Origin of the sequence: Nocardia sp. NPDC050713 (assembly GCF_040654315.1) — a bacterium.
Classification (GTDB): domain Bacteria; phylum Actinomycetota; class Actinomycetes; order Mycobacteriales; family Mycobacteriaceae; genus Nocardia.
In genome coordinates, this window is record NZ_JBFAHS010000024.1 from 22,043 (window position 1) to 43,167 (window position 21,125).

Consider the following 21,125-nt stretch of genomic DNA (forward strand, 5'->3'; position numbering starts at 1 on the left):
CGACGGGACAGGCCGAGAGCGGGTGGCGGGGAGAGCCTCCGGGGCCGCCCGGGCTGCGGACTTTGTCGGACGGCACCACTAGGGTGTATGCCGTGGCGGGAGTCTTCGATCGGTTGGTCGGCCAGGATGCGGTCGAGTCCGAGCTGACGGCTGCCGCGATCGCGGCCCGCGCGGGAGCGGTCGAGGGCGCGATGACGCACTCCTGGTTGTTCACCGGTCCGCCCGGATCGGGGAGATCCATTGCGGCGCTGTGCTTCGCGGCGGCATTGCAGTGCACCGATCCCGGGGTGCCCGGCTGCGGAAAGTGTCACGCCTGCACCACGACCATGGCGGGCACCCACGGCGACGTGCGGCGGGTCGTGCCCGAGGGACTGAGCATCAGCACCAAGGAGATGCGCGAGATCGTTCAGATCGCCGCGCGCCGTCCGAGCACCGGACGCTGGCAGGTGGTGGTCATCGAGGATGCCGACCGTTTGACAGAGGCGGCGGGAAACGTGCTGCTCAAGGTGGTCGAGGAGCCGCCGGACCGCACGGTGTTCCTGCTGTGCGCCCCTTCGGTGGATCCGGAGGACATCTCGATCACGCTGCGCTCGCGGTGCAGGCACGTGCACCTGGTGACCCCGTCGGTGCCGGCCATCGCCAAGGTGCTGAAGGAGCGGGACCAGCTCGACGAGAAGACCGCGAACTGGGCGGCCTCGATCAGCGGCGGCCACGTCGGGCGGGCCCGGCGGCTGGCCACCGACGAAGAGGCGAGGGCGCGCAGGCAGCGGGCGCTCGCCCTGGTGGCGGCCGTCGGACGTCCCGGCGCGGCCTACGCCGCCGCCGACGAACTGGTGAAGGCCGCCGACGACGAGGCCAAGCAGATGAGCGCGGCCCGCGACGAACGCGAACGCGAGGAGCTGGCCACCGCGCTCGGTGCGGGCGGCACCGGCAAGGGGGCGGCGAGTGCGACCCGCGGTTCCGCGGGCGTGCTCAAGGATCTCGAGCGCCGCCAGAAGTCCCGCGCCACCCGCACCGGTCGCGACGCACTGGACCGCGCGTTGATCGACGTGGCCGGTGTGTACCGCGACGCGCTCGCCGTCCGCTTCGGCGCGGCGCGCAACGGCTCGGGCGTCGCCCTCACCCACCCCGACCTGTCCGACCAGATTTACGACCTCGCCGATCGGGTGCGCCCCGAAGGCCTGCTGCGCTCCATCGAGGCCGTGCTCGACTGCCGCGAAGCCCTCGACCTCAACGTCAAACCCCGCTTCGCCCTCGCCGCCATGGTCGCGGCGATCATGGCCGCCCAATCCGCCTGACGTTCACCCTGCTGAACCACCCGTTTTCGCGATCAGGGGGCGGAGACGATAGACTCGCGTGGCCGAGAGGCACGCCGCCTTAGCTCAGTCGGTAGAGCGCTTCACTCGTAATGAAAAGGTCGGGGGTTCGATTCCCCCAGGCGGCTCGGTGCAGAAGGCCCCTGACATGCGGAAACGTATGCGGGGGCCTTTTTGCTGGTCGAACAAAGATTCGGTGTGTCACCACTATGACACCACTCGTCGTGCTCGGCACTTCTTGCGAGCCGAAGGTGTGTTCGAGTGACTGCACTCGGAATGGTCTACTCGGGCGCGTGCGGGCGAGGGCTCGGGGACGGCCTGACCGCGTACCTCGGCCATGCGTTCGGCGCGGCATCGGGCCATAGCTGATTTGGTGCGCGGATGGTCGCAGTGCTGATGACTGATCCGGCTGTTGAGCAACTGCCTGACGACTTCGGCGGGGGACATGCCCAGGTCCGTATGTGCAGCTTGCTCGGAGTCGGCGTCTCGGAAAGCCGCGATGATGCGCTTTAGCGGGTCCTGTTCCACACCGCCGTTGAACCGGCGACCCGGTTTGGTGTTGTCGCTCGTCGTCATGCGCGCATTGTAAGAATGTGGGTTTGACCGGCGGAGATGCTGCGCTCAGCGTGTCTGTGAGCGTCTGTGTATAACTCTCGCGACAGTGTGTGTCGGCGCGAACGTGCGGGCGTGCACGGACGAACCTAGACGCTCTTGCGCGTCCTCGGGATGAACGCTGTCACGTTGTCGGCGCTCGTTTGGGCTACGTCCTCGAACATGGATACGTAGACCTCCATCGTCAGCTTCATGTCGGCGTGCCCCAAGGTCTCTTGAACGGTCTTCGGATCGGAGCCCGACGCGATCATGAGCGACCCGGCGGTGTGGCGAACATCGTGCAGCCGGATCGGTGGCAGGTCGGCGGCTGCGGCAAGGCGCTTGAACAGCTTGGTGAACTGGTTCGGGTCGATGTCGCGCCCGTCCTCGCGGGTGAATATCCGATCGGTCTTGGTGTACGCCTCGCCCCACTTCAGTTGTTCGCGTTTCTGCGCAGCGCGGTACGCCTTCAGCAACGAGACGTTCTCAGTGCCGAGGGCTACGGTGCGGTCGCCAGCGTCGGACTTGGGTGTGTCCTCGATGACGCCGGACGGGCTGTGTACCAACTGGTTGTCGATCGTCACGGCCTTGTTGTCCCAGTCGACTACGGGCCAGTCCAAGGCGAGTGCTTCGCCACGACGGAGACCGCGCGTGCCCAGGATGTGCCACAGGGCGTAGAGGCGGTCACCTTCGACGGCATCGAGGAATGCGCCGAGGTGATCGGCACGCCAGACCATGACCGATGAGGGTGTGGGCGCTTCACGTCGTGCCTGCTTCGGAGTCCGGCCTTCCTCGATGAGCTTGGCAATGGCGTTGCGCCAGGTCTTTTCGCGTGCCTTGGTCCAGACGAGCGCTTTGGGTGGCTTGCCCGATGGAAGTTTGACGAGCTTCGCCACGTTCACCGTGACCAGACCCTCACGCAGGGCATCGCTGAGGCAGCTACGGAGCATTGCGCGCATTCGCTGCATGGCAGACGGGCCGGTGACGCGAGCCTTGATCTTGCCGCGCCGGATCTCTTCGTTGCGTTCCTCGATGTCTTCGAAAGCAGCGGTGAGGTGATGGACGCGAAGTTCGTCCAGCTTCACGCGACCGATGTACAGGCCCCAGCGCACGGAATACCGGGTGTAGTGGTCGTGGGTGTTGCCCTTCAGTTCGTGCGCTTTGCCCTTGAGCCATATCTCCATGTACTCCGCGACGGTGATACGGACCGAGATGTCCACACCCCGCGCGGCTTTCGCTTTCAGAGTGTCGAGGGCATCCACTGCGTCTTGCTTGGAATCGAATCCGAACTGCGTGCGCTGACGGCGCTTGCCCGTGGCGTCGGTGATTCCGATGATGTAGCCCCATGTGCCGTGCGTGGGCGACCAGCCGCCCCCGGCGCGCTTGAGTTTCGGGCAGTCCTTACCGAGCTGACGCCGCGTGCCGTCCTCATCGACGTAGGTGCATCCGCAGCGCTTGGTGATCGTTCCTTGTGCCATCGTTCGGCCTTTCTGGGTGGAGAAATGCGACGAGCCCCACGCATCGCGCAGGGCCCATCGGGGGTAGGTGGGTGTGGTCAGGCGTCGATACCGCGCTGTGCGAGCCATTGCCTGAAATAGGAAGTCTCTTGTCGGCCTCCGCGTCGGGGGCGCCTCACACAGAAAACGACGTAGTCGCCCTCGTCTGTGCCATCCTTCGGAACTTCGCAGGTCCCGTAGCCGCATTCGATCGACCACGTGTCTCCGGCGTCGGTGATGGAGTCGAACGGCTGTACCGCGTATGCGTGCTCCTCCGTACGGCTGGGCTCATACCTGACGAGGGACCGCGCGGTCGGCAACTTCTCCTCCAGCCAGGTGCGGAAAAGCTTCGCCCGGAACTCTGGCGGCAGTTCGTAGTAGTCGATGGAGGGCCGATCCCGACCCACGTGATGCAGCAGTACCGACTGAACGAGACGGTTGACGATTCGAGTGTGGACTTGGCGCGGGACGTGCGCGATGGATGTCATGGGAATGTTCTCCTGGTTAGGTGATTTCGGGGTGTCTAGGAGGCGCTGAGAGCGCCTGTCGGGATGCGGTGCGTGTGTGTTCGTGTGGTGTCGTCACTCACCGCCCTTCTGGATGTGCTCGCGGACCTCGCGTAGCAGACGCTTGGTCATGCCAGCGCGCAAGGTGCGCAACGCTTTCGGATCACTCGGGCGTGTGGACGATAGGCGTTCGTCACGCTCCTTCGTGGCGGCATGACCCCAAAGTTGTTGCGCGACATCCATAACCGTTTCGAGGTCCACACCCAACCGATCGGCGATCCTGTCGGAAACGGGGTCGTCCTCGCCTGCTTCGGAGAGATCGAATCTGACGACCGACGATCCAGCACGTTTGCCCTGAAGTAGGCCGCGCACGTCGGTAAGCGGGATCTCAGCCTCGGCGGATAGCTGAACATCCCCGGTGCCGTTGAAGAACTCAGCGAGCGATACGCGATACGCCGAGGCCATCAGCACGAGTTCATCGACGGTGACCGATGGCTTGCGCCCGCTTTCCAGAGAAGCCACCCAATCGCGGGTTATCGGCAACCCACACGCTGCAAGGCGTTGTGCGCACTCATGCTGAGTTTCACTTGAACCCACACGAAGACGTTTCAGGTTCTCACCTGCGATTCTGCCGGTTGTGGCTGCTTTCATGTGTGTAAATCTACCACATGTATGTGTGTTGTGAACTGTTATGACCGCGTGTTATCAATTTCATGCGTGTTCGATTGACACGCATGAGAGGAAGGAACCGCAGGTCATGGCAGGAAAGATGGGTCGTTCGATGACCCGAGATGAACTCATGAGACTCGCATCCGAGACGACCACCGACCTTCAGTCGGCGGGTCGCGCATGTGGGTTCTCGAAGCAGACTTGCTACAACCGCCTGCACGACGGGACATTCCCGGTGCCAGTCCACAAGTACGGGTCCGTGTATCGCGTGCCGACAGCGCCATTGCTCCGGTATCTGGGCATCGACCCGAACGAGCCTGCGCATCGTCCACACACACCGGCGTCTGAGTCGAACGGAGAACCGGGCACCTCATGTGTTGTGAAGACCAAGCGCGGCAAGGTGATTCGCCCAGACGGTCGATACCGTGACCGCGAGACAGGCCGCGTGTACGACGGGGCCGACATCATCGCGATGGCTCGCGTGCTGGGCGTCGCGTCATGAGTCCGCTCACGTCTGCGAACGTCGCCGACAACGAATCACGCGCGGTGCGGTGTGCCAGGCGCTCACGGTGTCTGCTGGGACGTGGTGCCGATGTCTAGCAACGTCGTGCTCGATTACGTGCTCGCGGTCATTGCCGTACCAGACGATCGAGCGAACGAATGGCCCTACGCCGCAGCCGTTCCCCTCGCGCTGCTCGTGTACCTGATCCATCCGTACCGGCGGGGTGCGCGATGAGACGCCGATACGCAACGCCACCGATCGAGCCCCCGGCGTCAGCGCTGGAATTCGTCGCCCGTTTCGTGTGCCCGGCGTGCGGGAGCAAGGCCGAGCTGATCGAGGGGCCGAGTAACTGGGCTGTCGAGATCGACCACACCGCCGAGTGTGCGAATCCGGCACCCGCGCCTGAGTTCGACGAGGCGGACGTGGAGGACCCACGCGACCGGATCAGGTTTCCCGAGCTGTTCGCTCCGGCACCCGTGGACCTCGATCACATCGAATGCCGACACGGGCCACTCGGGCGGGCGTACTGCGAACGCAAGCGGCGACAGGACGAGCGCGTCCGACGCGCAGAACAGGAAGCACGGAAATGACTATGACCAAGAAAGACACTGAGAACATCGACCGCGCGGCCATCGCGGATCATCTCGACCGGAACTACAAGCGCCGCACCGGGTTCGTGTGCGTCGGGAGCAAGGATCAGGCCAAAGGACAGAAGGACTTTCGGCATGAGTTCCTGATGTGGCCGAAGCAGCGTCGGGCGGTGATTGATCGTCTCGTGGACCTGAACAGTCAGAACCGTTGCGTGTGGGTGCCGACGTCCCTGTTCCACACCGACCGGCGTCGAGATGGCGAGACGGTGCCCAGCAATGTTCTCTCGTTCGAGCTGGACATCGTGACTGTGGATGCGCTGCAACTGCTCAATCACCTCGGGGCCGATCTCATCGAGTCCGGGCGGGTGGGACATCTACACGTCAATCTCTATTTCGCTGAGGACCTGAGCGGGGCCGAACTCAAGGAACGCGGGCGTCGTCTCGCTCGGGCGTGTGGAATCACCGGCCACGAATCGGGCGGCAAGTATGGTGACGGCGAATTGCTCCGACCCATCGGCACTTTCAACACCAAGGCCGAGGCTCGTACTCAGGTCATGCTGCGCAAGGCCGGTCGGTCGCGTCGTTACCCGATCAGTGTGGACCGATTCGACAGCATGGTCGGCTGGGCGCTCGATGGCGTGCCTGACGAACCCTCGCGCGGGAGACATGTCGATCCGATCACATTGGTCGCTCAGGAGGTCTCTAAGGACCGATTGCGGCGCATCGAGTTCCGCGAGATTCGATCCGCGCTGCGACAGCGTGACCCAGGTGATGGGACGGGCCGCCACAAGCTGACGAAGAAGCTCGTGCGCCTGTGCAACGAGAAGGGGCTGACGCAGGGCGAGGCGCTGTGGATTCTCGAGCAGCACGAACCGTCAGTAGCCAAGTTCGGGTTCGCCCGCCTCGCTGAGCAGGTTGTTGCGTGCTGGGACGGAGATACCCGAACGCCGGCCAAATCACGGAAGAAGGACGACGCGGCTGTCATGCCTGATGAAGACGACGAGTTGATTGTGGAGGATGCGCTGATGCCCGCGACGATTGCACGATGGCTGCTTGACGGGTGGCTTCCTATCGGAGAACTGGCGTTGGTCGCCGGGTTCGAGGACATGGGCAAGTCCACTCTCTGCATCGACTGGGCGGCCAGGACATCGAGGGGCGAACTGGCGGGCGAGTGGCTGGGGCGACCTCGCGGTGTGCTCTATATCGCCACAGAGGACTCGTGGACCTCAGCGATCATTCCTCGCCTGCAAGCCGCGGGAGCCGACCGTAGCCGAGTCTTCCGGGTTCGCCCTCCGGACAGCAAGCGGAGCTACGTCGATGCGGTGAAGTACCTCGATCAGTTGCGAAAGGTCATTAGCGCCAAGGATGTTGGGCTGATCGTCTTCGACCCCATCGCGAGTGTGCTGGGCGGGGTGAACGTAGAGAAGGAAGATCCCCTGCGGGCGGCCCTGGACCCGATCATCAACATGGCTGAGGAATGCCAGGTGGCAATCGTCGGGCTCAAGCACTTCACCAAGCTTGAATCCGCTGACCCGGCGAAGCTCATGGGCGGCAACAGGGCGTGGTCTCAGATCGCGCGAACCACGATCATGCTGGCGCTGCACCCGGATGAACCCGATCAGGTGGTCGTCGGCGTCCATAAGAGCAACCTTGCTCTGAAGCCGCAGGCCCGCTTGTTCAGCCGCGAAGGCGTGACGATCACCATTGAGGGACGCGAGAAGTCGTACCCGAGGATTGTGTGGGACGGAGAATCGCCGTACAGCCCACAGGAAGCGCTCACCGTGCGCCTGGCCAAGGAACGGGCCGCCAGCAATTCGACCAAGGCCACCACCAAGAAGGTATTGCCAGCGGCCTGGCTCGAAAGCTACCTGGAGGACGTCGGTCCCACACCCCGACCGGATGTGCTCGCCGCAGGTACCAAAGAACAGGAATTCTCGGAGCGGACGATCGACCGAGCTTGGGCAACATTGCGCGACAAGGGAATTGGTCAGGCAATGCGGACAGGCGACGGAACGATCGTCTGGGCGCTGCGTGATCTGCCCGAAGTCGTCTGACTCGCGTACGCGCACGCGCCGGTGATGCTCACAATCGGGGTTTGGCAATGGCAATTGGCAACAAGGTTCGCGCGTGAACTGTTTTAGATTGGCAATTAGAAAACAGGTATACCCCGACTGATCGCCATATTGCCAATTGCCAATCGTCATGTGAACAGTCACCGGCGCCCGCGTGCAGACTGCGCCCGCACGTAATGCGCACCGGCACACGTACGCGAGGAAGAAACGGGCCGATACGAAAACGAAAGGAAAGGTCATGGCAATAGTTCAGTTGGACCCGACGCCGATCTACAAACGGCACAACTGCACAAAGAAACACAGGACTACGCGGACGTTTATGAAGTGCGCCATCCGTCGTGCGGCGTGGGTGTGGGGTGAAGGTCCGTACGCGCTAATCGCTTGGTGTGGAGCCCCAACGGTCAGCTTGCACGAAACGCGAGAACTCGCGGAGTTCCACGAGGATCAGATCGACCGCTACGCCTGCGGGCATATGTGCAACGGGAGGCATGTGATTGTTCGAGTGCGCCTGTAAGGCAATTCATAACCAATCAGGTGAGCGGGGCTCGTACACAGGTCAGATGTTGTGTGACACCACTGTGTACGGGCCTCTCGCTATAGCTCAGACGATGAATGTCAATGCTTCGCATTAGGTGGGTGTGGAGCCGCCACGTGTGCGCGCACACGAGGAAGACACGCTGATGTCTTGACCATGCGTGACCGTGGGATTTATCGCGAGAGCGTGTGACAGTCGCTGTGCGGACCTGCTAGAACGTAATGTCGGCGTCTGATTCATGAGCGACGTGCGGGGGGAATTAGTTTCGGGGTATTGGAAAGCCATTCGGGCTATCGCTGTGGCTTGGTCGCGCCTGCGTGCGAGGAGGCAAAACTTACGGGTTCGGATTCAATTGTCTTTGTGCATATCATGCCGACAATGGCGCACGCCGCCGCGTCATTCGGAGGAAACCCGGAAGGGAACGAAAATGGCTTACCGAGCATACCGAGACAATCGAGTACCAGACATTGCGGGCCTCTGTGAGGATGTCACCTATCGCATTCCCGGAGTGCCGCATGAGTTCGTGATCAACGCGGACCTGTTGTGTGGCGACTGCTCGGTGCCAATCATCGAGTTCCGAAACCGCACGTCCGGCAAGACAACTCGTGCCCAGATGTGGCATGACGGGACCTGCCCGACCGCCGATGACGAGGTGAAGATCAAGCCTCGAATTCTGCACCGTCAGTAGTAGGTTCCGCACGTCGCCGAAAGAAGGGAGGTGAACAGCTATGGATAACAGGCCACCGCCGGTACGGCGATCTGAGATTCAGATAAGCCGCGAGGCGCTCGGGCGCATGACGCCGCAGGAAATCGTGGAGGCTCAGCAGAAAGGTCAATTGGTCGACGTGCTGAGTGGTAAGTCGAAGTAAGGCTCATGCGTGCCCGAATGGGCGGTGTGGGGCATAGGAATTCCGCTCTTTCGCCGAATGGCAAGGTCGGAAATCCGAGATTGGAATCAGGCGGGTAAAGCCGCAATCACCGAAAGGAGATGTACGAATGTCTGTCTTTGAAGAGTTGAAGGCCCGCGTCATCGCGGGAGATAGCAAGGTCACGCCCAAGCAGCTCGCCGAGGGACGGGCCGCCGATGAGCTGGCCGAGTTCCTTGCGTTGTCCGACAAGCGAGAGTCCGAGGAGCGTGAGGCGCGGGAGCGCAAGGAAGCTCAGGATGCGTTCATCGCTGGGGAGTACGAAGACTTCATGACCACGGATCTCGATCCGTTGCGTGAGGCGTACGCGGACGCAGTGCGGGCAATCGCCAAGCTGTACACCCTCGCTCAGGAACGTCGGCGCGCGCAGAGCGAGATTCGCCGGAAGGCCGCGAAGCTCGAACTGATCCAGGCTGTTTACGGGCCGTCAGCGTCAGCCCCACACCGGGTACCAGTTCCCGACGATCGGAAGCGCTGGATGGAGCAGTACATCGCCGGGGACTACGTCAAGCGCGCCGTTCTCGAAGGCGAAGGGCGGCAACTGAGGGGACATGTTCTCCACACCGACGAGGTGTTCAACGAGCTTCAGGAACGCGCTGAGGCCAACAAGGAAGCCGCAGCCGAGCACGGTCGCATCTTGCGCGAATCCGTCAAGTAGCGCGGCAGAGATCCCGTGAAGCCGCACACGGGGTCGCGCCGATAGACCCGGAGTGTCGACTGCCCCCGTGCACTCCGCCCATAGCCCCGCGACGGGCTTGTTCCCCATTCTCCGTCGCGGGGCTTCGCCGTAGATGAGGGAGAAGTGATGCAGGTAGCCGAGCGACGCGCGGAAGCCCTTCGGATGCGCGAAAGCGGGATGGGTGTGGACGAGATACGAGAAGCGATGGGCTACAGGACGAATCGCCTTGTGCGACAAGACATCCGCAAGGCACGAGAACAGGCGTTTGCCGTCCGCGATCCGCTCGAAGATGAGCTGCCAGTAGACGTGCTGACGTCTCGTGACCGTCGCGTGCATAGACTCATCGCGCAACGCGCGCGGATGCGTGAGCGTCGCCTACAGGACCTACTACGCGCGTCCGGGTTGCACGTGTCGCAAATGACTGCCGCGCAACTCGGTTCGCGTGTCTGGTCGCTGGAGCAGTACGACGGTTAATCTGTCCCGAGGTTCCGGTGATCGCTCACGCTGTCGAACCAGCGGATGAAGTCGACGGTTGTTCCCCAGCCTTCGCGAATCCGGTTATGGATGGCGCGCTGATCATGGCCCGGTACGAACTGACGCCCACCGGATACGGCAGTGCCACAACCGCATTCACACTGGCGAGGCGCGCCGAGCTCATCGGGGATGTAGGTAACCGGGTTGCGGAATGCATCGACGGTCCGGCCGACCAGCATTTCGTAGGCAGCATCGCCGGATTCGAGCACGCGCGCCACAACCGCCTGCTTGACACCGCCGTCCACCAGGTCCACGTCTTCGATGTGATCGACCTCGACAGCGGCGCGAACGATGCCGTCATAAGAGAAGGTCGCGTACCTCTCCTTGGCTGCGCGAGGCCCGAGCTTCCACACCCCACGGTTGATCTTGTACGTCAGATTGTCGGACTGTCCCTCTTCCCACCCGACCCAGGTACGACCCCACACGCACGAGTCCACCACGTCGCGCTTCGGGCCAAGCTTGAAGTTGAGCGCCATCACCACTCCTGTCGGAAAGCTGAACCCAAGGGCTTGGGTTATCTGTAATGTCTCGAAGTGTAGGCATGGGTGACGGGATAAAGCAAGGGCTTGAGTCAGGTTTATTAGCCACTGATCACAGTCCACGCACACCGTTGCCGACGTGCGGTGTGGAACTGCTCATCTGATCAGTCATTAGAACGCAGATCGGCCATAGCCGCGCTGATCATGGCTCGCGCGTCTTGTCCGTGGATGGCTTGGTCCTTGAGCCGGTGAAATGCCTTCTCGTACAGAGCGATCTCGCTGGGCTGGGTGATGGTCAGCTCTGCGGAGATGGTCTCGACCTGCACCATGCGGGAGTCGAACATGATGAAGTTGTTCGTGGGTGCGGTGTAGGTGTGCGCCGACGGGACGACGCCCACCACGACGCGAGGCAAAGACATCGCGGTGAGCAAGCGGTCCATCTGTTCGAGCATCACGTCCGCGGTGCCAACGCGGGTGTGGAGAACCTGTTCCGCGAGGATGAAGTAGAAGCGGTGATTGCCTCGGTACAGGACCTGCTGACGTTCGAGACGTGCGGCAAGGCTGGCGTCTATCTCGTTCGCCGGTTCGTCGCAGAACTCAAGGACGGTGCGCAACAGCGCCTCAGCGTAGGGCGGCGTCTGCAACAAGCCTGGCACAAGCACCGGTTCATACCAGCGCATGAGGTTTGTCTTGGCCTCGGATGCGATCGACTGTTTCTGCCTGTGCGGCAAGCGCATCCGTCGCCATTCGAGGTAGGCGGTTTCGACGTTGCGCAGGTTGGCGATGAGGTCAGGCACTTGATCGGCACTGTGGGTGTGGATGCACCAGACGCGCACGTCGTCATCGGTCGGCACCTGCCTGCCGTACTCGATCTTCGAGACCTTGGACGGGGGCCAACCGGCAAGCTCGGAGAGTTGCCTACCGGTCAGCCCCGCATCCTTACGGAGGTTGCGCAGGCGCTCACCGAACGCCTCGCGGGCCTCTTTCGCGGTTGTGGTCACGCCTTGACGTATTCAGCGTGAGGGACGGCCTTGTCCCACACCCGATTCCACACCGCCCGAGCGTGTTTGACTATCACCGGGTCGTGGCTGATGCCCCACCCGACGTAGCGCCCTGACGGCTCGAAGACGGTGAACGCGAGCGCTCGGTCATCAAGGAGCCAGAAGTCATCCGTGGTCAGCTCGGACGGGTCGATGAGGTGTCGCGCGAGATAGCGGATTTCCTCACCCACAGCGATGTTCTGATTCGAGACCACGAGACCCCACCGGGTGTAGTCGGTGTGTGGCTCGGTGACGACGCGGGCACGTCGAACAGCTCGCCCCGTGCTCGTGACCTCGCGAATCAGGTTCCACCATGCCGTACCCCATGCGTAGTCGTCGCGCTCGCCGGCCAAAAACTTGCGGAACGGTTCGGCTTCTTCGGGCGTCTCGTACGTGTCGAGCACTTCAAGGTGATAGGCGCTGTGCTCGCACGACCGGAGCAGGTCGTCGATCTCCTCACCTTGCAGTAGTTGCATGAATCCAAATCTCCTGTCCTACGGGAACCTCGATGCTGGTCTCGTGGTCCGGGGTGTTCATCTGCGCCAACGCCGCAACGTCCGTCACGGGAGTACCCGTCAGGATGAACGTCCCGCGTCCGGTGTCCTCCAACGGTGCGCCGACGCTGGTTCCTGGGCGGGTGTGGGCAAGTAGCCGGTGCGGGATCTCCACTTGGTCGGGCCGTCCCGTCACCCTCCAGCTCTGGATGACGTAGGTGTCCCGGTTCGTGGCGAAGACCGTGGGGCTCCCGCCGTTCTGCGTGTTCTTGCCGAGGAACGTTAAGACCAACGGCGCGTCTTCGGTTGTGGTGTTTCGTGTGATTTCTTCCATGTGTCGATCGTCAGACACCCGGAGAAACCAGTCAACAGAAATCGTACCATCGAGAAATCTAGAGAAATCTCGTTCAGATTTTCGCGCTCGGATTCGTAGCGTCGTCTGCAATGGGCCGGGTGAGCTTGACGTTTGGTCGTTCACCCGGCTCAGAGCCAATCGAAAGGGCTTGGCGTGCAAGACGATCAGTGCCACGTACGCATCAGGTTCGGGCCTCACGTGCTCGACTACTGCGCGGCGAGGCGGGCCGCGATCCTGTACGCGAAGGACGTGGGGGAATGGCTGGGCGTTCCCGTACTGATAGACGATGAAGTCCGCGACGACATGCCGCCCTTGCCCTGCGAGTCGCTATGGTCGTGATCGTCTTCAGTCTCGCCGTAGTCGCGGCGTTCGTGCTCGGCTTCATGCTGGGCCGCTACCGTTCCACACCGCGCCCGCCAGGGCGGCACAGCGTCGCGTACTTCGAAATGGCCTCTGAGGCAACGATGGAGCTGCCCGTGATCGCCGATGGCACGCCGCGTCATCGAACGCGACCGGCGGATAGCATCTGACACCAGCCTTGAGGCGAGCGGTCCGCTCGGTTGTGGATGGTTGCTGATCTGTGGATAAGTCAGCTCTGGGTCGGCGTGTCCAATAGACGTCTAGACGTCTTTATGCTAGGCTCGCGCCATGACTGACAGGTTGCGGCCAGGCGCCGTTCGCGATGCGATCCTGGAGGCGCTTCGCGGATCGAAGGGCCTCTCGGTTGCGGAGATCCATAGCGCCGTGGTCGAAAGTTTGGGTCGCGAGGTTCCTCGTTCGTCCGTTCGTTCATACCTCAACCTGAATACTCCAGAGGTGTTCGAGCGGGTTGGCCGCGGCGCATACAGGTTGGCCAAGAAGTGAGCGGCGCGAGTGAATTTAAGTATGGACGGGCAAAGTTGTTTCATGCCGATTGCCTTGCATGGTTAAAGGGATGCGCAGAGAAGTCCATTCACGCAGTCGTCACGGACCCGCCTTATGGCATTCATGAGTACACTGACGAGCAGCAACAGAAGATGCGTGCCGGGAAGGGGGGCGTGTGGAGACTGCCTCCTGCATACGACGGCCACACGCGCTCGCCATTGCCGAGATTTACGACGTTGACTCCGAAGGATCTCAAGCATTTGCGAGAATTCTTTAACGAGTGGGCGATTGCGCTTAGGCCTGCGCTGGCTCCGGGAGCTCACGTTTTTATGGCAGCCAATCCTCTTGTCTCGACCTATATCTCGATGGCTCTTTCGGATGCAGGTCTTGAGAGGCGAGGGGAAGTTGTCCGTGCTGTTATGACTATGCGTGGGGGTGACCGCCCCAAGAATGCACATGAGGAATTCTCTGACGTATCGGTTATGCCCCGGTCGCAATGGGAGCCTTGGTTGCTCTACCGGGAGCCAATTGAATGTAAGACTGTCGCTGACAATCTTAGAAAATATAAGACCGGTGGATTGCGGCGCATCTCCGATGAACAGCCCTTCGGTGATCTGATCTGGTCTCATCCGACTCGCAAAACTGAGAAGTCTATTGCGAATCATCCATCACTCAAACCGCAGTCATTCATGCGGGCAATCGTGCGTGCGTCGCTGCCACTTGGCGAGGGTGTGGTTCTAGACCCATTCGCGGGATCGGGTTCAACGCTCGCAGCAGCTGAATATGTAGGATATGAGTCGATCGGGCTAGAGCGTGATGCGGAGTATTTTGCGCTTGCGCAGGACGCGATCCCGAAGCTGGCTAAACTGGAAGTCAAAGCTCGCTCAGCCCCGCCAAGCTGAGTGACCTCCGTCGCCCTTGTCGAGGTAGACCCAGCCCTCGCGGAATTTGATCAGACCCTCTTTGTGGAGGGTCGATGTTCTGGTCCCGAGGGTTCCTCGCTCATTGTGGCGGAAGTCGGCCAGTGTCACCTGGTTGATGTAAATTTCCCGGATCCGCAACGGCTCGCGCTCGTATACAGACTTGTCTCTGTTGTTGTCGACCTCGTAAACCCAGACGCAAAGTGTCTGGTCACGAGCGCCATGGGTATCCACCGCACCGCCTGACTTTCTGGTGGCCTTGACCTCAACGCCTTCCTCCCCGGCTTGAACGCGGTCCTGTGGATACCTGCCTTTAAGGATCAAGTCGGGATGCCCGTTGTGATACAGGTTCGACGTAAGTCCGCGTGAGTGATTCGCCAAGCTATCGGTGATCATGTCTGACAACATGCCTGACATCGCCGCTGGGCGCAGCATGTCATCCAGTCGTTGAAGGCCTCGGCCGGTGAGGTTATCGTTCACGTCGCCGAAGAAGTCATAGACGTCCTGCATAGCTGAGATGAAGTCCATTCGCCGGAGGCTGTATGGCAACTCAATTCCGTAGTTGAACTTTGACTCGTCAACCTTCGCGCGCTTCACCTGGGGCATTGCCGCAGGTTACCACTCGCAGTGGTTGCATCGTCGGTCCGCACCGGCATGGATGACGGTAAGCAACGCCTGAGATCGCCTGTGCGCGACTATGATACGAGCACTTGAGTGATCACATGGTGGCGATGCGCGAGGACCGTACGAGCGAGCTCAGGGCAGAGTCCCCACCACAAAGCCCCGGCCGTAGCCAGGGCTGAGAGGTTTGAGCACGGGTTACTCGGCGTCGGGTGTGGGTTCGTCGGTCGCCTTCGCGGCCTCAGCTTCGGCCTTCTTCGCGGCCTTGGTGGCTTCGCGCTCCTTGGTCCACTTCATGAAGCGGGTCTTCATCGGGCCGACATCCTTGGTGGTGAACGAGTAGCGCGACCCGGCGCCCACGGCTTCGTAGTCGTCCGACGCACGCAGGAACACACGCAGCGTCTTCGGGTCGGTGCCGAGCGCTTCGGCGATCTGCTTCGTGGTCAGCGTCTCGGCGGCCTTCATGGTGGTCTTCTTCGCGGCGGGCGTGGTCATCGTGATCTCCTTCGTTGGTTGGCGTGCGACAGCAACGTAAGAGAGGTCAGGCGCTGGTCCGAACAGATGACGACGGACTCCGTGGCAAGTTGTGACCTTCGCGCCCCGCGACGACGGGCGGTGCGGACGTAGGAGTGTGTCACGCAGTGTGACACCGAACGTCGTATGACGACGTGGTACGAGCTAGCCCGAAAAAGGGCTTCCCACCTGCGCAGAAGCGCGAATATCCGGTACTACGCGATGTCACGCAGGACGCCACTTGGCTATCTCGTAATGAAAAGGTCGGGGGTTCGATTCCCCCAGGCGGCTCCAGGTCAGAGGCCCTTTCCGGTTCGCCGGGGAGGGCTTTTCTCGTTTCAGTGTGCCAACAGTGTGTGAACCGGCGGGAAGACCGCCCCCGCAGCGCGGCGGCCAATCGCGATATCCAGGGACTCTACGACAAGTTGAAATAGCCAAGTTCCACAGTGAGCGAGATTAACCTTGCGGCGCTAGTTTCTGTCTGCTCGCAATGAAGCGAGCGGATCGGAGTCGACACCCATGCACATCACATCGACCGCGCGCCGCCTCGGGATGGCCGCAATCACCCTGGTCGCGACGGCCACCGCCGCACTCGGCATCGCCACGCCGCAGGCCGCTGCGGCGCCGGCGCGAGATCCGATACTTTTCGTCCACGGTTGGCAGGGATCGGCGTCGAACTGGGATTACATGTGGGGCCGATTCTTGGGCGCGGGGTACTCCGTGAGAGAGATCGCACGATTCAGCTACGACAGCTCCCAGTCGAACGAGGACATCGCGCTGGAGGTGAAGTCGCAGGTCGATGCGCTGCGCGCGAAAACCGGCGCCGCCAAGGTCGACATCATCACCCACTCGATGGGCGGCCTCAACAGTCGCTGGTACCTGAAGAACCTCGGCGGCCTGGGTTCCGTCGACGACTGGGTCTCCATCGGCGGCCCCAACCACGGCACCGAAGTCGCCAACGGATGCCTCGACGTCTCCTGTGTGGAGATGAGGCCCGGCTCGGCCTTCCTGACCGACCTCAACAGCACCGACGAAACTCCCGGTCAAGTGAACTATGGCACCTGGTGGTCACCGTGCGACGAGATCATCAACCCCGATGAGAGCACTATTCTCAGCGGCGCCGCCAACACCCGGACGCTGTGCCTCGGCCATCTGTCGCTGCTGGCGTCGGCGACGGTTTTCGAGGGTGTGCGCGACTTCGTGAAGTAGTCGGCTGAGCCCTAGCCCGGCCTGTCTCGCACCCGCGAGGCGGGCCGAGTCTCTTGGTCCGGTTCTCGGCGACGGCACCTACCTCGATTGTCATACCTCGCGAAAAGCGTACTGGCTCAGCCGATTTGGTAGAGCAGGGTGGTGGTGAGGGTGGCTGCGGTAAGGGTGAGGGCTGTGGATACTCGAGCGAGATGGAAGTCCGCGACTCGTAAGTGAGCGATTACCGCGCCGATGAAGTACAGGACCAGGCCCGTCGCCGCGGCTATGCCGATGATCGGTATGGCGAAACCTGCCACGAGGCCGAGCGCTCCGGCGGCGAGTAGCGAGCCCAGCGGGAGCATCCACGATTGCGGGACCCGCACCTCTTTCGCGGCGGCTACGGGGATGGGGTGGCGGACGAAGTTCATCCACGCCCCGGTCGCGGCGCCGAGCGCGGTGAGTGTGGTCAGGGTGGCGTAGAGGGCGAACACAATCAGGCCTTCCGATGGTGACTAGCGTGCGCAACCAGTCTCGATTCGGTGGTCGTTGTGGCACCAATACCTGTATCCATAACCTGGGGGCATGGATGTCGACACTCGGCTGCTGCGCTACTTCACAGCCGTGGCCGAGGAAGGGAATCTGACCCGCGCGGCGGAGCGGTTGTACGTCTCGCAACCGGCGCTCACGAAGCAGATCAAGCAGCTCGAAACCTTGCTGGGGGCGACGCTTTTCACTCGTTCACGAGCGGGAATGGGGCTCACCGAGGCGGGGCGCGCGCTAGCGCGGCGGGCACCCGCTCTGCTCGACGACTGGAATCGCGCGGTGGCCGAGACCAACGCAGCGGCCGCGCGGGAGACGCGCGTCCTGCGGGTGGGTTTCCTGGCCAGCGCCGCCAACGAGGCCACCACGGAGATCATCGCCGAATTCACTGCGCGCAGGCCGGGCTGGCGGGTGGATATGCGCCAGAGTGCCTGGTCGGATCCGACCGCGGGATTGGCCGACGGCCGGGTCGACGTAGCGATACTGCGGCTGCCGATCCCCGGTCAGGAGAAGTGGCGAGTGGAGGTGCTGCTCACTGAGCCGCGCTGCGTCGTCCTGCCGAGTACGCACCGGTTCGCCGATCGCGACGAGATCCCGTTCGCGGAGTTGTACGACGAGCCGTTCGTGGCCGCACCGCAGGCGACCGGTCCGTGGCGCGACTATTGGCTCGCGGTCGACGAGCGGGGAGGCGTGCCGCCGCGCATCGGCGCCGTCACCCAACACCCGGACGACTGGCTGAACGCCATCGCGAACGGGTACGGGATCGCCTTGGCGCCGGAATCCGCGGCTCGCTTCTATCAGCGGCCCGGTGTCGTTTTCCGGTCGGTGGTCGGCATCGCCGCCAGCCTGGTCGGTGTCGCGTGGAATCCGATCGATGACGACAACGCGCCGGTCCAGGACTTCGTCCGCAGTTGTCTGCGCTTCGAGCAGGCGTGAACGTCGCTCCCGGGCCGAGCGTCGTCGACCGGCCCGGGAGAACGATCGGGGTCAGACCGCGGTGGCGCGCTGGTCGCTCGCGCCCTGGGCGATCCGATCGATTTCGGCGTTGAAGCGGTCGGCAGCCTCGATGTTGCCGAGGTGGCCGGTGGGCCAGACCTGGTAGTCGGCGAGGGAGCCCGCGGCGCCGAGGGCGTCGACGATGGGGCGGTTCATCCTGGCGGGCAGCAGGTAGTCGTGCGCGCCCGCGATGACGGTGGTGGGGACGGTCAGGTGCTTGGCCGCGTCGCCCAGGTCGAGGATGGCGAGCGCCGCGGCGTGCAGGCCGCGGGTGAGCGGGCGGCAGGACCGGACGATGCCGAGCGAGAAGGCGACCTCGTCGGCGGTCGCGTTCTTCGTCATCAGCCTGGCTTTGATGATGGCGGTCACCAGCGGGCCGCCGGGCAGCGGCACCGGTGCGCTCAGCAGCGTCTCGGCGAAGACCAGCGGCATGCGCACACCCGCGCCGAAGAAGGTGACCGGACGTCGCGCCATCGTCAGCGGCTTGTTCAGCAGCGGAAGGAGGTCGGTCTCGTGGCGGATCTCGCGGGAGGCGGTGTTGGCGAGCACCACTGCGTTGGCGCGTGCGGGCACCTGCTCGGGATAGCGGGCGGCCCATGCCTGCAAGGTGATTCCGCCCATGCTGTGGCCGACGAGGGTGGCGCGCTTGCCGCGCGGGAGGGTGGCGTCGAGGACGGTGGCCAAGTCGTCGGCGAGAGTTTCGCCGGACGGGGTGGTGCGGCCCAATGTGCTCTCGCCGTGCCCGCGCTGGTCGTAAGCGATCACACGGTAGCGGTCCGCGAGGGCGTTGATCTGCGGGTTCCAGTACTCGATGCAGCAGCTCCAGCCGTGGATGAGCACGATGACGTCACCGTCGGCGGGTCCGTACGCGTGGACTCGGAGCTGGGCGCCGTCGACGGTCGTGACCGGGATGATCTCGCAGGGTGCGGTCGGCTTGTTCAGCGAAGCTGTCGCGAAAGTGCGGGACCGAAGTCCGGCACGGTAAGCCGCGGTGAGCGGCTCGGCGCCGCGCACCCCCGCCAGTGTCTTCATCGACGTCACCAGCATTGTGCACTCCTTTGTGTCATCCGCCACAGTACGATGCGAACAAAGTGCTTGCAACTGCAAGCGGTCGATGGCGGAAATCCTGGCGCATATCTGTGGGTACCCAATATTCGGTCCGGTGAACTCTGCCCGGAAGGAGAAACATCGCGCACGAGCGAAGTTCCCCTGGAGTGCAGACGGCTCGAACAGTCACATCCGGTACATCGCCGCCTGAGCCCGCGCCGCTATCGGCGGTACCCGATCGTTATCAGCCCGAGAGTCACGGACCCGCTCGCTCTCGGCGATATCAGGCCGCTGACCTGGCCGGGATCTCCCGATACGGCTGCGCGACGCCAATGTATTCGTCGATCGGACGGTCGGCAGCTTCTCTTCGGGGTGCTGGCGTCAGTCGCGCGCCTTCCGCGTCTCGAGCGAAGAGCGCTGTCGGTGCGTGGTGCGATGATCGGCCGATGACCTCCGAGGACATCCGTTTCGCCGCGCCGATTCCCGTGCTGCGCATGTTCGACACCGCGAAAACCTATGAATTCTATTGCGATTACCTGGGATTCACCGTCGACTGGGAGCACCGATTCGGTGCGGACTTCCCGCTCTACGCCCAGGTGTCCCGGTCGGACGCGAAGCTGCATCTGAGCGAACACCACGGGGACGGCACCCCCGGATCGGTGGTGTGGATCGCGGTGGGCGACATCCACGCGCTGCACGCCGAGCTCGCCGCCAAGGACTATCGGTACGCCAAGCCGGGCTGCCCCGAGGACGGTCCCGGCGGTCCCGGTTTCGATCTGACCGATCCCTCGGGCAACGTCCTGCGCCTCGCACAACCGGATTAGCCCCATCCGCAGGCACTTTCGAGCCGGGAGCAGCACGGCCGGACAGTCGCGCGCCAACCGCCCGACGGCTGTAGCGCCGACCGGCTCGCCCCCGCTACCGTGGTTTCTCGTGGAGACCACGCACCTCGCAGGCCAGCCCCCGTTCCCGCCACCGCAGCGGGTACGGCGTACCGGTTGGCGCGCGCTCGGTCTGCCCGCGCTCGCGGCGGGCGCCGCGGTCGGAGCCGTGGTCCTGCTGCACTTCCGCGACCCGCACGTGGAGGGCTCCTACGGGATCTGCCCGATCTACGGCCTGACCGGGTTGTACTGCCCCGGCTGCGGCGGCATGCGCGCCGTGCACAACCTCACCGACGGCCGCCTGCTGGACTCGCTGCACAGCAACCTGCTGGCGATTCCGCTGCTCCTCGCCTTCGCGTTGTTCCTCGGCGACTGGGCGGTGCGCGCCTGGCGCGGCGAACGCCCCCGCGTCCCCGACCTCCCGCGCCCGTTCATGTGGACGGTGCTCGCGCTGTTCGTCGTCTACTCGGTGCTGCGCAACACGCCTTGGGGTACGTGGCTGGCGCCGGTCTAGGTGTGCCGCCGCCTCCGCTCCGGCCATGGGAGATTCCCGCGCCCCGAACCGGGCAAGCTCTCGGTATGACGGATTCACTCAAGGCGCGGGTGCGTGAAAAGCTGCTGCGCCAGCTGGCCGAGGACGCGCCCGATAACGAACACGACGACCCGAGGCAGATCTCGGTGGCCGCCGACCTGGACACCCTGGACAGCGTCGCCGAGGACGACCCGATCGTCGAGGAACTCGCCACCCGCTATCTGGTGTTCTGAGCGAAC

Annotated in this window: 26 protein-coding genes and 1 tRNA gene; 15 read left to right on the forward strand and 12 right to left on the reverse strand. The window is 63.2% G+C overall.

The genetic code is table 11. The features are described 5' to 3' along the window. Positions 1–92 precede the first annotated feature (92 nt). Positions 93–1,298, forward strand: a complete 1,206-nt coding sequence (locus AB0H49_RS32010; protein WP_357256498.1) for a DNA polymerase III subunit delta' — start codon at positions 93–95, stop codon at positions 1,296–1,298. Between the two features lie 73 nt (positions 1,299–1,371). After that, positions 1,372–1,444 (forward strand) — tRNA-Thr (locus tag AB0H49_RS32015). Positions 1,445–1,523: 79 nt separating this feature from the next. Here AB0H49_RS32015 and AB0H49_RS32020 read toward each other — a convergent pair. The 4 genes from AB0H49_RS32020 to AB0H49_RS32035 all read right to left on the reverse strand — a co-directional run bounded on the left by AB0H49_RS32020 (position 1,524) and on the right by AB0H49_RS32035 (position 4,560). Next, positions 1,524–1,892, reverse strand: coding sequence for a hypothetical protein (locus AB0H49_RS32020; RefSeq protein ID WP_357256500.1), 369 nt, complete (start codon positions 1,890–1,892; stop codon positions 1,524–1,526). Positions 1,893–2,017: 125 nt separating this feature from the next. Further along, positions 2,018–3,385 (reverse strand): tyrosine-type recombinase/integrase, encoded by a 1,368-nt coding sequence (locus tag AB0H49_RS32025; protein WP_357256502.1) that lies wholly within the window; start codon positions 3,383–3,385, stop codon positions 2,018–2,020. Positions 3,386–3,462: 77 nt separating this feature from the next. After that, entirely contained in the window at positions 3,463–3,891 is a 429-nt protein-coding gene (locus tag AB0H49_RS32030) for a hypothetical protein (protein ID WP_357256504.1), read from the reverse strand. A gap of 93 nt (positions 3,892–3,984) precedes the next feature. Then, positions 3,985–4,560 carry a helix-turn-helix domain-containing protein gene (locus tag AB0H49_RS32035; protein WP_357256506.1) on the reverse strand — a complete coding sequence of 192 codons (576 nt, stop codon included), beginning with the start codon at positions 4,558–4,560 and terminating at the stop codon, positions 3,985–3,987. Positions 4,561–5,170: 610 nt separating this feature from the next. On the opposite strand from AB0H49_RS32035, the gene AB0H49_RS32040 reads away from it, so the two are divergent. The 5 genes from AB0H49_RS32040 (at position 5,171) to AB0H49_RS32060 (ending at position 10,356) form a co-directional block, all read left to right on the forward strand. Next, the gene (locus tag AB0H49_RS32040; protein ID WP_357256508.1) at positions 5,171–5,314 is read left to right on the forward strand and encodes a hypothetical protein; all 144 of its coding nucleotides are present in this window, start codon (positions 5,171–5,173) and stop codon (positions 5,312–5,314) included. 358 nt (positions 5,315–5,672) lie between these two features. Beyond that, positions 5,673–7,724, forward strand: coding sequence for an AAA family ATPase (locus AB0H49_RS32045; protein WP_357256510.1), 2,052 nt, complete (start codon positions 5,673–5,675; stop codon positions 7,722–7,724). A gap of 980 nt (positions 7,725–8,704) precedes the next feature. Then, complete coding sequence (locus tag AB0H49_RS32050; protein ID WP_357256512.1) at positions 8,705–8,965, forward strand: hypothetical protein; 261 nt, start codon at positions 8,705–8,707, stop codon at positions 8,963–8,965. 308 nt (positions 8,966–9,273) lie between these two features. Continuing rightward, the gene (locus AB0H49_RS32055; protein ID WP_357256514.1) at positions 9,274–9,861 is read left to right on the forward strand and encodes a hypothetical protein; all 588 of its coding nucleotides are present in this window, start codon (positions 9,274–9,276) and stop codon (positions 9,859–9,861) included. 147 nt (positions 9,862–10,008) lie between these two features. Then, entirely contained in the window at positions 10,009–10,356 is a 348-nt protein-coding gene (locus AB0H49_RS32060) for a hypothetical protein (RefSeq protein WP_357256516.1), read from the forward strand. Here the strand turns inward: AB0H49_RS32060 and AB0H49_RS32065 are convergent. The 4 genes from AB0H49_RS32065 to AB0H49_RS32080 form a co-directional block, all read right to left on the reverse strand. Further along, positions 10,353–10,892: a hypothetical protein gene (locus tag AB0H49_RS32065; RefSeq protein WP_357256518.1), complete on the reverse strand. Its 540-nt coding sequence runs from the start codon at positions 10,890–10,892 to the stop codon at positions 10,353–10,355. The genes AB0H49_RS32060 and AB0H49_RS32065 overlap by 4 nt on opposite strands. A gap of 167 nt (positions 10,893–11,059) precedes the next feature. Next, positions 11,060–11,896 (reverse strand): helix-turn-helix transcriptional regulator, encoded by an 837-nt coding sequence (locus tag AB0H49_RS32070; protein WP_357256520.1) that lies wholly within the window; start codon positions 11,894–11,896, stop codon positions 11,060–11,062. Beyond that, positions 11,893–12,411 carry a DUF6879 family protein gene (locus AB0H49_RS32075; RefSeq protein ID WP_357256521.1) on the reverse strand — a complete coding sequence of 173 codons (519 nt, stop codon included), beginning with the start codon at positions 12,409–12,411 and terminating at the stop codon, positions 11,893–11,895. Before AB0H49_RS32075 ends, AB0H49_RS32070 begins: the two co-directional genes overlap by 4 nt. After that, the gene (locus AB0H49_RS32080; RefSeq protein ID WP_357256523.1) at positions 12,392–12,763 is read right to left on the reverse strand and encodes a hypothetical protein; all 372 of its coding nucleotides are present in this window, start codon (positions 12,761–12,763) and stop codon (positions 12,392–12,394) included. Before AB0H49_RS32080 ends, AB0H49_RS32075 begins: the two co-directional genes overlap by 20 nt. 350 nt (positions 12,764–13,113) lie before the next feature. Between AB0H49_RS32080 and AB0H49_RS32085 the strand changes: the two genes are divergently transcribed. From AB0H49_RS32085 to AB0H49_RS32095, 3 genes are all read left to right on the forward strand, one after another. Further along, positions 13,114–13,314 carry a hypothetical protein gene (locus tag AB0H49_RS32085; protein WP_357256525.1) on the forward strand — a complete coding sequence of 67 codons (201 nt, stop codon included), beginning with the start codon at positions 13,114–13,116 and terminating at the stop codon, positions 13,312–13,314. A 118-nt stretch (positions 13,315–13,432) separates the two neighbouring features. Further along, the gene (locus tag AB0H49_RS32090) at positions 13,433–13,648 is read left to right on the forward strand and encodes a hypothetical protein (RefSeq protein ID WP_357256527.1); all 216 of its coding nucleotides are present in this window, start codon (positions 13,433–13,435) and stop codon (positions 13,646–13,648) included. Beyond that, on the forward strand, positions 13,645–14,550 hold the full coding sequence (locus AB0H49_RS32095; protein WP_357256529.1) for a site-specific DNA-methyltransferase: 906 nt from the start codon (positions 13,645–13,647) through the stop codon (positions 14,548–14,550). The genes AB0H49_RS32090 and AB0H49_RS32095 overlap by 4 nt, the downstream gene beginning before the upstream one ends. Here AB0H49_RS32095 and AB0H49_RS32100 read toward each other — a convergent pair. Together AB0H49_RS32100 and AB0H49_RS32105 are read right to left on the reverse strand one after the other, a co-directional pair. Beyond that, positions 14,533–15,174 carry a hypothetical protein gene (locus tag AB0H49_RS32100; RefSeq protein WP_357256531.1) on the reverse strand — a complete coding sequence of 214 codons (642 nt, stop codon included), beginning with the start codon at positions 15,172–15,174 and terminating at the stop codon, positions 14,533–14,535. The two genes, AB0H49_RS32095 and AB0H49_RS32100, sit on opposite strands and share 18 nt — an antisense overlap. Positions 15,175–15,387: 213 nt before the next feature. After that, positions 15,388–15,684 carry a hypothetical protein gene (locus AB0H49_RS32105; protein WP_357256533.1) on the reverse strand — a complete coding sequence of 99 codons (297 nt, stop codon included), beginning with the start codon at positions 15,682–15,684 and terminating at the stop codon, positions 15,388–15,390. Positions 15,685–16,254: 570 nt separating this feature from the next. On the opposite strand from AB0H49_RS32105, the gene AB0H49_RS32110 reads away from it, so the two are divergent. Next, on the forward strand, positions 16,255–16,911 hold the full coding sequence (locus AB0H49_RS32110; protein WP_357256602.1) for a triacylglycerol lipase: 657 nt from the start codon (positions 16,255–16,257) through the stop codon (positions 16,909–16,911). 116 nt (positions 16,912–17,027) lie between these two features. Here the strand turns inward: AB0H49_RS32110 and AB0H49_RS32115 are convergent, their stop codons facing one another. Beyond that, positions 17,028–17,381: a DoxX family protein gene (locus tag AB0H49_RS32115; RefSeq protein ID WP_357256535.1), complete on the reverse strand. Its 354-nt coding sequence runs from the start codon at positions 17,379–17,381 to the stop codon at positions 17,028–17,030. 91 nt (positions 17,382–17,472) lie between these two features. On the opposite strand from AB0H49_RS32115, the gene AB0H49_RS32120 reads away from it, so the two are divergent. Beyond that, complete coding sequence (locus AB0H49_RS32120; RefSeq protein WP_357256537.1) at positions 17,473–18,366, forward strand: LysR family transcriptional regulator; 894 nt, start codon at positions 17,473–17,475, stop codon at positions 18,364–18,366. Between the two features lie 51 nt (positions 18,367–18,417). Here the strand turns inward: AB0H49_RS32120 and AB0H49_RS32125 are convergent, their stop codons facing one another. Next, on the reverse strand, positions 18,418–19,473 hold the full coding sequence (locus tag AB0H49_RS32125) for an alpha/beta hydrolase (RefSeq protein ID WP_355000501.1): 1,056 nt from the start codon (positions 19,471–19,473) through the stop codon (positions 18,418–18,420). A 446-nt stretch (positions 19,474–19,919) separates the two neighbouring features. Here AB0H49_RS32125 and AB0H49_RS32130 point away from each other — a divergent pair, with 446 nt between their 5' ends. The 3 genes from AB0H49_RS32130 to AB0H49_RS32140 all read left to right on the forward strand — a co-directional run bounded on the left by AB0H49_RS32130 (position 19,920) and on the right by AB0H49_RS32140 (position 21,119). After that, a complete protein-coding gene (locus tag AB0H49_RS32130; protein WP_357256539.1) occupies positions 19,920–20,297 on the forward strand; it encodes a glyoxalase superfamily protein in 378 nt (125 codons plus the stop codon). 109 nt (positions 20,298–20,406) lie between these two features. Continuing rightward, positions 20,407–20,868 (forward strand): DUF2752 domain-containing protein, encoded by a 462-nt coding sequence (locus AB0H49_RS32135; RefSeq protein ID WP_355000499.1) that lies wholly within the window; start codon positions 20,407–20,409, stop codon positions 20,866–20,868. Between the two features lie 65 nt (positions 20,869–20,933). Beyond that, the gene (locus tag AB0H49_RS32140; protein ID WP_355000498.1) at positions 20,934–21,119 is read left to right on the forward strand and encodes a hypothetical protein; all 186 of its coding nucleotides are present in this window, start codon (positions 20,934–20,936) and stop codon (positions 21,117–21,119) included. The last annotated feature ends 6 nt before the right edge of the window (positions 21,120–21,125 follow it).